9 protein-coding genes are annotated in these 8,645 nt (G+C 34.1%); 7 read left to right on the forward strand and 2 right to left on the reverse strand.

Translation table 11 applies throughout. The annotated features are described in order from the left end of the window. Positions 1 to 69 precede the first annotated feature (69 nt). From AB8B52_RS13815 to AB8B52_RS13845, 7 genes are all read left to right on the forward strand, one after another. Complete coding sequence (locus tag AB8B52_RS13815) at positions 70 to 759, forward strand: DUF6089 family protein (RefSeq protein WP_406029114.1); 690 nt, start codon at positions 70 to 72, stop codon at positions 757 to 759. Next, positions 760 to 1,500: an isoprenyl transferase gene (locus AB8B52_RS13820; RefSeq protein WP_406029116.1), complete on the forward strand. Its 741-nt coding sequence runs from the start codon at positions 760 to 762 to the stop codon at positions 1,498 to 1,500. It abuts the gene before it with no gap. After that, on the forward strand, positions 1,472 to 4,114 hold the full coding sequence (gene bamA, locus AB8B52_RS13825) for an outer membrane protein assembly factor BamA (protein ID WP_406029118.1): 2,643 nt from the start codon (positions 1,472 to 1,474) through the stop codon (positions 4,112 to 4,114). The genes AB8B52_RS13820 and bamA overlap by 29 nt, the downstream gene beginning before the upstream one ends. Positions 4,115 to 4,268: 154 nt before the next feature. Beyond that, a complete protein-coding gene (locus tag AB8B52_RS13830; RefSeq protein WP_406029120.1) occupies positions 4,269 to 5,579 on the forward strand; it encodes an OmpH family outer membrane protein in 1,311 nt (436 codons plus the stop codon). Positions 5,580 to 5,656: 77 nt separating this feature from the next. After that, the gene (locus AB8B52_RS13835) at positions 5,657 to 6,160 is read left to right on the forward strand and encodes an OmpH family outer membrane protein (protein ID WP_406029122.1); all 504 of its coding nucleotides are present in this window, start codon (positions 5,657 to 5,659) and stop codon (positions 6,158 to 6,160) included. 64 nt (positions 6,161 to 6,224) lie between these two features. Continuing rightward, a complete protein-coding gene (gene murI, locus AB8B52_RS13840; protein WP_406029124.1) occupies positions 6,225 to 7,004 on the forward strand; it encodes a glutamate racemase in 780 nt (259 codons plus the stop codon). Between the two features lie 114 nt (positions 7,005 to 7,118). Then, a complete protein-coding gene (locus AB8B52_RS13845; RefSeq protein ID WP_406029126.1) occupies positions 7,119 to 7,466 on the forward strand; it encodes a GTPase in 348 nt (115 codons plus the stop codon). Here AB8B52_RS13845 and AB8B52_RS13850 read toward each other — a convergent pair. Next, a complete protein-coding gene (locus AB8B52_RS13850; protein WP_406029128.1) occupies positions 7,463 to 7,978 on the reverse strand; it encodes a gamma carbonic anhydrase family protein in 516 nt (171 codons plus the stop codon). The two genes, AB8B52_RS13845 and AB8B52_RS13850, sit on opposite strands and share 4 nt — an antisense overlap. Before the next feature lie 315 nt (positions 7,979 to 8,293). Continuing rightward, entirely contained in the window at positions 8,294 to 8,488 is a 195-nt protein-coding gene (rpsU, locus tag AB8B52_RS13855) for a 30S ribosomal protein S21 (RefSeq protein ID WP_406029130.1), read from the reverse strand. Positions 8,489 to 8,645 lie beyond the last annotated feature (157 nt).

Raw genomic sequence — 8,645 nt, forward strand, 5'->3', positions numbered from 1 at the left:
GTAAGACAATTTACGTCAAATTGTTACACACAAATGTTAATTGTTATATTTGCAAACTTTGAAAAATCTATGAGGTATATTTTTCTAATTTTATTAAGTCTATTTATAGCTAACAATACTGAAGCTCAAATTTATGAGGTTGGTGTATTTGCTGGTGGAAGTAACTTTATTGGTGATGTTGGTACTACAGATTATATTTCACCAAATCAGCCAGCGTTTGGTGCTATTGTAAAATGGAATAGAAGTCCAAGACATGCATTTAGAGCGTCTGTAATTTTTACAGATTTAAATGGTGTTGATGCGAAATCAGACGATCCTAGAAGACAACAACGTGGTTACGAATTCAACACAAGTATCATTGAATTTGCAGGAGGTATGGAATTTACCTTTTTAGATTTTAACCTGCATCAAAGTGGTTTTAAATCGACTCCTTATTTATATTCTGGTATAACGGTGGCCAATCACGATAATTCGTACTTTTTACCAACAGGTGAGTTGGTATCAGAAAACACCAATAGCTGGGCTTTTGGTATTCCTATGGCTATTGGATATAAAGCGAAGATTGCTTATCATTTAGTCTTAGCCGCAGAGATTGGAGCGCGTTATACGTTTTCGGACGAACTAGATGGCAGTGTGCCAGACTCTAGAGATAGAAGTACCCTCAGTTTTGGAAATACAAATAATAATGATTGGTATATGTTTACCGGAATTACATTAACTTACACCTTCGGCAGAAAGCCTTGCTATTGCAATTTTTAAATGAGTTTAAAAGAACAAATACATAAGAATAAGCTTCCCAACCATATAGCAATTATAATGGATGGTAATGGACGCTGGGCAAAACAACAGGGTTTATTGCGTGCTATTGGTCATGAAAATGGTACCAAATCGGTAAGGCAAACTGTAGAAGCAAGTGCAGAATTAGGAATCAAAAATTTAACCTTGTATGCATTTTCTACAGAAAATTGGAACAGACCAAAGTTAGAAGTACAAACGTTAATGAAACTTTTAGTAAAGTCTTTAAAGAAAGAAATTAAAACACTTCAAGACAATGGTATACGTCTTTGTGCTATTGGAAACCTAGAAGATTTGCCTAAAAAAGCGCATAGAGAACTCTTAGATGTTATAGAAAACACAAAGACCAATACTCATATGACACTAACTTTAGCATTAAGTTATGGCTCGCGCGAAGAAATTGTGAATGTTATTAGGGAATTATCGGTTAAAGTTAAAAATAATATAATTTCTCCTGAAAGTATTGACGAATCAATTATAAATAAGCATCTTTACACACGAAATTTACCAGATGTGGATCTACTTATTCGTACCAGTGGTGAACAACGCATTAGTAATTTTTTGCTCTGGCAAATAGCCTATGCGGAATTATATTTTACAGATATTTTATGGCCAGATTTTAATAAAGAAAATCTATATGAAGCTGTCATAAACTATCAAAACAGAGAACGAAGATTTGGAAAAACAAGCGAACAACTTACCTAATAACGCAATATTGAAATCATTTATAACACGTATTTGTATTGCATTCTTCTTTACAATTTCATTTACCAGTTACGCACAAGACCAAGGTGGTGAAACCTATCTTATAAAAGATATTACTGTTTCAGGAAACACCAACTTTAGCGCACAAACCATCATTGCCTATTCTAAACTTAGAAAGAATGAGGAAATTCAAGTGGGTGGTGAAAAAATAGCCAATGCTGTAAAAACACTTTGGAAATCAAACCTTTTTAGTAGTATAGATATTTTTATTACTGATATCGATGGGAGCACAGCTAATTTAGAAATTAATCTTAGTGATTTACCTGAACTTAAAGAGATCACTATTGAAGGGATAAGAAAAGGTAAAAAAGAAGAAATTATTGAAGAGAATAAATTAAAGTCTGGCCAAAAAGTCACAGAAAACTTAATTGCTACCACTAAAAACTACCTCACAAATAAATATCGAAAGAAAGGATTTTTAAATACTAAAGTGAATATTAATACTTCAGAAGTTATTGATTCTGTCGAGAAAGAGCGCGTTAATATGCGTATTGATATTGATAAAGGGCAAAAAGTAAAAATAAAGACGATTAATTTTACAGGCAACGAAATAATAGCTGAGAAAAAGCTACGTAAAGCCATGAAAAGTACCAAGCAAAAAAGTTTAAGTCCACTAAGGTTGCTTAAAAGATCTAAATATATTGAAGATGATTTTAGAGCTGATTTGGTAAGTGTAGTGGATTATTATAAAGAAAATGGTTATCGTGATGCAAGAATCATTTCCGATTCCATCTCGTATTTAGATAAAAAAACCATTAGTCTGGATATTAAAGTTGAAGAAGGAGAAAAATATACATTTGGTAAAATTACATTTGTTGGTAATACGGTATATTCAGATAGACAATTAGCAAGTTTATTACAAATAAAAGAAGGTGATACTTATAATGGTGTAGAATTAAGAGAACGTATCGCTGATGATACTAATCCAGATGCCCTTGACCTTACCAATGCTTATCAGAATTTTGGTTATATGTTTTCTACCATTAACCCTGTTGAGGTGAGTGCAGAAGGTAACGTTATCGATATGGAAATCCGTATTTCAGAAGGAAAACCTGCCTATTTTAATAATGTCACAGTGGTTGGTAATGATGTTACAAACGATCACGTGATTTATAGAGAGATAAGAACACGTCCAGGTGAACTTTACAGAAAAACAGATATCATTAGAACGATTAGAGAATTAGGACAATTAGGGTTTTTTGATGCGCAACAAATTGCACCAAATGTTAAGAATCCAAATCCTGTAGATGGTACTTTAGATGTAGAATATTCTGTTGTGGAGCAAGGTTCTAGTCAAATACAACTGCAAGGTGGTTACGGAGGAGGTGGTTTTATAGGTACACTTGGCTTGTCATTTAATAACTTTTCTATAAAAGATATTTTAAATAAAGAAGCCTATAAGCCTGTTCCGAGAGGTGATGGTCAAAGTTTAGCCCTAAGACTTCAAGCAAGTCAGTTTTTTCAAACCTATAGTTTTTCATTTAGTGAACCTTGGTTTGGTGGAAAAAAACCATTTCAAATGTCAACATCGCTTTCACATTCAAGACAATTTTTATTTGATCCTCAAACAAGAAGAGCAGATAGAAGCAGACGTTTTAATATTACGGGTTTAACTTTCGGCTTGTCCACACGACTGTCTGAGCCAGATGATTACTTTTTATTATCACAAGCATTAAGTTACCAGCATTACGACCTTCAGAATTATAATACAGGTTTATTTACTTTTGGTGATGGTAGCTCAAATAACTTGTCTTATACTATTGGTTTAACCAGAAATAACCTCTATAACGATCCTATTTTCCCAACGGGAGGTTCAAATTTTTCAGCCTCAGCTAAGTTTTCGTTCCCTTATTCTATGGTTAATGGTGTAGATTACGATGCTTTACAGCGCGAAAGAGCCGAAAATAACGAAATTATTGACGAGTTTAGAGTAAATCAAAATCCCACACTTCAAGAAAGAGAAGCTGTTGATGCGGCATCTGCAAGAGTCGCCGAAATCGATCAAGAACGTTTTAAATGGTTAGAATTTTATAAAATAAAGTTTAAGGCTGATTGGTACCAGTCGCTCGTAAAGATTGGTAAGCAGAGTCTAGTTTTAAGACCAAGTGTAGAGTTTGGTTTTCTAGGTGCCTATGATAATGCGCGTGGTGTTATTCCTTTTGAGCGTTTCTTTGTTGGTGGTGATGGTTTAGGGAATTTTGCATTAGATGGAAGGGAGATTGTACAACTTCGTGGTTATCCAAACCAATCGTTATCGTCACAAGATGGAAGTACTATTTACAATAAATTTTCTTTAGAGCTACGTTACCCAATTACTTTAGGTGCGCAGGCTAAAATTTATGCTTTATCATTCTTAGAAGCTGGTAATGCTGTAAATGAATTTAAAGATTTCGATCCTTTCAATCTCAGAAGATCTGCAGGTTTTGGTGTGAGAATATTTATGCCAGCATTCGGTTTATTAGGGATTGATCTTGGTCATGCCTTTGATGATTTACCTAATGGAACTTCACCTAGAAGATGGGAAACGCACTTTATAATCGGACAACAATTTTAAGTTTGGCACGATATTTTCTAATAGCTAAATAACGATTTCATCGCAGTGTTAAAATTTTTAAGAATATATTTCGTTAAATTTGAAGACTAGTATCTCTAAACTTATAAAATATTTAGTTTTACGAGAACACAATGTCTCAAAAAACATAACAGAAATGATGAAATTTAAAGTTCTTTTTTTAATAGGTAGTATAAGTTTGTTGAGCTTTAGTGCCAGTGCACAGCGTGGAGTAAGAGTAGGTTATATCGATACTGAATATATTTTACAAAATGTACCAGAGTACCAACAAGCCTCCGCACAATTAGACCAAAAGGTGCAAGGTTGGAAAACGGAGATTGAAACTAAATTGAATGCCATTGCTCAAAAGAAAAAGGAACTCGATAATGAACGCGTCCTTTTAACCAAAGAATTGTACAATGAACGGTTTGAAGATATCACTTTTGAAGAAGCTGAGGTTTTAGCTTATCAGCAGGAGCGTTTTGGACCAGAAGGAGATTTAATGATTCAGAAGCGTCAATTAATTGAACCGATTCAAGATCAGATTTTTGCAGCGGTTCAAGAAATTGCAGAAACTAAAAAGTATGATTATGTTATAGATAAATCTGCTGATGTTGTGGTTTTATATGCGGCAGAACGCTACGATATGAGTGAGCAGGTTTTGAGAACCATCACGAGAACATCGAAGCGATCGCAAGCAAAAAACAAAAAAGAGCGCAAAGAATTAGAAGATGAACAGGTCATTCCTATAGTAAGTGCAGACAAGGACGATCGCCAGAAAGCATTGGAAGATCGAAAGGCAAAGCGTGAAGAGCAGTTAGCAGCGCAACGTGCAGAACGCGAAAAGGCAGCAGAGGAGCAAAGAAAGGCACGAGAAGAATTAAGAGACGCTAAAAAGCAGGAAGCTGTAGCGCGCAGAGAAAAAGCAATAGCGGATCGAAATAAGAAATCTAATCCTAGTGATGAGACAATTGAGAATAGTGATGATGCCCCTATTTCAGAAGAAAATCCTGCCAATTCTGAACGTGCAAAACGTGCAAAAGCCGCTGAGGATAGAAAAAATGCCGAGGCAGAAATAAGAGCGGCTAAGAAGCAAGAAGCTACAGCACGACGTGAAAAAGCGTTAGCAGCACGAAATAAGAATTCTAGACCTCCTGGAGCTGATGTTACACCTTTGGAAAAGGATACAACTTCTAAAGCAAAATTAGCTGTGAAGTCAGATAGTACAAAATTAAAAAGTGCAGTTAAAAAGGATACAACAGACACAGAAAAACCGAAAACAGCTGTAGAAATAGCTGAGGCGGCTCGGCTGAAAAAATTAAAAGATAGAGAAGCAAGACAAAAGGCTTTGCAAGACAGAAAAAAGAAAATTTTAGAAGAACGAAAAAAAGCGCGTGCGGAAAGAGAAAAACAGATAAAACGTCTCGATTCTATTGCAAAGGCTAAGAAAAACGAAGAAAACAACTAGTAATTTATAACACACAAATACAATTAACAAAAATGAAATTAAAGATTCACGAACACAAAAACTTAAATAAATTCGACATGAGTAAACATTTAAAAACATTATTATTCGCATCGGTACTTTTTATAGGTGCAACAAGTTTTACAACAGCGCAAAGTAAAACTGCTCACATCAATAAGCAAGAATTGATTAAAGCCATGCCAGAATATGCTGCAGCGCAAGCTGAAATTGAAAAATTAGGTGAAACGTATCAAGCTACCATACAAGGTTCGCTTAAAGAGTTAGATACAAAGTTGAAACAATACACAGCTGAAGAGCCAACGCAGACCAATGAGGAAAACCAAAAGCGTATGCAAGAGGTAGAAGGTATGAAGCAGAGTTTAAGCCAGTATCAGCAGCAAGCTCAAAAAGATTTACAAGAAAAAGAATTTAATCTTTTAAAGCCAATTGTAGAGAAAGCTGATAATGCGATTAAGGCAGTGGCTAAAGCACAAGGTTTTCAGTATGTTATGGATTCAGCGATGCTAATCGTTGCAGACGGAAAAGATCTTATGGCAGATGTAAAGAAACAATTAGCGATGTAAGTCTAATTAAAAATAAACATTTAGAAAGTCGCTTCGTAAGGAGCGACTTTTTATTTTTGTACAAATGAGTAAAGCAGCTATTGGCATATTTGATTCCGGAATTGGAGGTACATCGATCTTAAAGGAGATTCATGCCCTATTACCAAATGAGCATTGCATTTATTTAGCAGATAGCAAAAATGCTCCCTATGGCAGTAAATCAAAGGACGCAATTCTGCAATTAAGTATTAAGAATACTGAATTACTTTTGGCAAAAGGTTGTAAAATTATTGTAGTAGCTTGTAATACAGCAACGACAAATGCAATAGATTATTTACGAGAAAATTATGCTATACCTTTTATAGGTATAGAGCCTGCAATAAAACCCGCTGCTTTAAACACACAAACTAAAGCTGTAGGTATTTTGGCTACAAAAGGCACTTTAAGCAGTCAGCTTTTTCATAAAACGACAGACTTATATGCGCATGGCATTAAAGTCGTTGAACAAGTAGGAGAAGGCATTGTGCCACTGATTGAAACAGGTCAATTACATTCTAGTGAAATGACGGCTCTTTTAAAAATCTATTTAGAGCCTATGCTAAAGCATAATATAGATTATTTAGTACTAGGATGTACGCATTATCCTTACCTGATACCTATGCTTAGTAAAATGCTTCCAGCGCATGTAAAGATAATTGATTCTGGTTTAGCTGTTGCTAGGCAGACAAAAGCGGTTCTGTCTTCATATGACCTCTTGAATGATTTTGATGTAACTGCAAGGATACAATTGTTTTCAAATGGTGACATAGAAATTTTAAAGTCGATTTTGAATGATCAATTCGAAACGTCCTATTTAGATTTTTAGACGAATATTTATCAGAATTACACATTTTATACCATTCATTTTAGTCATGGTTGATATGGAATGACTCATACAAACAAATTGTAAGGTGTAAGCACAAATACACACTAAACCTATATGAAACTGCTGTTTATATATAATGCCAATTCTGGTCTTTTTAATGCACTATGTCATGCTGGTCATAAATTAGTGAGTCCTTCTACTTATATGTGCAGTTTATGTGCTTTAACCTACGATACGGTCTCTGAAAATAAAGTCTGGAGGCGTTTTAGAGCCGAAAGTCATTTAGATATGGAATTTTATCATAAAGATGAATTTGAAGCAAAATTTCCTAGTGTAAAAATGACCTACCCAACCATTTTAAAGTTAGAAAACGCACAACTCACCACAGTATTAAATTCTGATGTTTTAAATAAAATTAAAGATGTTGTGGGTTTGATAGAACGCTTGAAGTTGAGCGTTTAGGATTTAAACCAACTAGAATATTCCACATAGTTATCAGCAATACGATCAATTTCTCCAGAGATTAATTCTTTACTAATATCTTTTACTTTCTTTGCAGGAACACCAGCATAGATACTTCCAGATTTTACAAGGGTATTTTTGGTGACTACTGCGCCTGCAGCAATAATGCTATTGCTTTCTATAACACAATCGTCCATAATTATGCTACCCATTCCAATGAGTACATTATCTTTTATAGTACAACCATGCACAATAGCATTATGTCCAATAGACACATTATTACCAATAGTTGTTGGTGATTTTTGATAGGTGGCATGGATCACCGCTCCATCTTGAATATTTACTTTATCTCCTATTTTTATAAAATGGACGTCACCTCTAATGACAGCATTAAACCATACGCTACATTGTTTTCCGATAATAACGTCACCAACAATGGTTGCATTTTCTGCAACGTAGCAATCTTCTGGTATTTGCGGATGTTTTCCTTTAACGGGTTTTATTACTGGCATACAATTCCTTTGAAAAAAGGAATCTCACAAAGAATTCCTCTCATTATAGTTATTTGATATTCTAAAAATAAGAAAATTTTCATGTCGTTAAAAACAATAACAGATAAGTTGCGTTTTAAATAAGCCTTTGCTAAAACATAAAAAATAAGTGCATAGCACTATGTTGATGTTACTTATAGAATAAAGGTGGTGAATTTTAGATTTGCTTGAAACAGAACATATTTAAACCAGTTTTATAGCATTTATCAAAATACCGTGCATAAAAAAAGAGCAACACCAATGCTACTCTTTTATATACTTATATGATAAAAACGTCTATACGTCTTCAGCGTCTCTCAACCCTTGGATGTATTCAGCTTTCTGAATCTCTCTTCTTCTCTTTACAGAAGGTTTCGTGAAATAACGAGACTCTCTAAGATTTTGCATAATCTGCACATTTCTGTGTTTACGCTTATAACGCTTAAGAGCACGTTCTATATTTTCTCCTTCTTTGATTTCGATTTTAATCATTTATCGATATATTTTTATTAACTAATTCTTGCAAATGGTCGGCAAATATATGCTAACTATTTGAAAATAAAAAATTAAATGAATTTTTTAAATATTTATTTTAACCTAAATACGTTTTCAAGATTTTACTCTTGCTAGCATGTCTTAATCTTCTAAT

The sequence above is a fragment of the Winogradskyella sp. genome (assembly GCF_045105575.1).
Taxonomy (GTDB): domain Bacteria; phylum Bacteroidota; class Bacteroidia; order Flavobacteriales; family Flavobacteriaceae; genus Winogradskyella.